The sequence below is a fragment of the Lysinibacillus mangiferihumi genome (assembly GCF_003049665.1).
Classification (GTDB): Bacteria; Bacillota; Bacilli; order Bacillales_A; family Planococcaceae; genus Lysinibacillus; species Lysinibacillus mangiferihumi.
In genome coordinates, this window is record NZ_PYWM01000107.1 from 1 (window position 1) to 862 (window position 862).

General features: G+C 36.0%; 1 protein-coding gene. It reads right to left on the reverse strand.

The features are described from left to right. The coding region (locus tag C9J37_RS27760) for a recombinase family protein (RefSeq protein ID WP_167397451.1) at window positions 1-347 on the reverse strand (347 nt) is incomplete at its 3' end. Window positions 348-862: the final 515 nt, after the last annotated feature.

Here is an 862-nt window from a genome sequence, read left to right on the forward strand (position 1 = left end):
TGCTCAATCGCTTTCACATCTGCGTTATATTTTTTCAACTCTCGTTGTATCAATACTTTTGCCATATCAGAGCGCCACAAACGAGACGTATTTAATACAATTACTTGGCTCACTTGATGATATTCTAGATCTGCCAATAGCTTTTGCAAGCCTTCCCGCTCAATAGTTAATCCATCCTCATCAACTGTCGCTCCGCTGAGTCCTCTATCCTCATATATGTGAAGCAGTTGTAGCTTATTTTCGTCACAATACCTCTCAATTTCTTCTACTTGATACGCTAAGCTATATCCTTCACGTACTTGCCCTTCTGTTGAAACTCGTACATAACCAACTACTTTCTCTTTCATAATGCCCCTCCCGTTACAGCAATTAAAGTCCCTGTAACGCTTACCCGTTTTTTGCGGATAACGTGTGCATAACGTCCATCCGTTAAAACGTACTTTACGATGACTTCAAAAAATAATACAACCCTTTATTTTTTCCTCTACTATCGTCGTACACTGTTCACAGCCACTACAGTCTATAAAACAACAATAAAAATTTAACACTTAATGCACTTATAAAATTATAGTGCTCTTTTAAATTTCTACGCTAAAACGCAAAAAAAGCACTTGTTGTCTTTAATTGACAATCAAGCGCTTTAAGTTCATCTATTTTTAAGTAGCATAAATTTGTAAGTTTTGTAGTAACAATATGACACTTTTTATATTTCATAACAAATACTACATTAAAACTTTACGAGTTTGTACGAGTTCGTTAGTTTCATGCCCATTCCATGTGTTTATATTCACCGCCATGTAAAATGTCATTTCGCCTAAGCTCGTACTTCGTTTTCTATTCTATCATTGCACACAGTACCCCA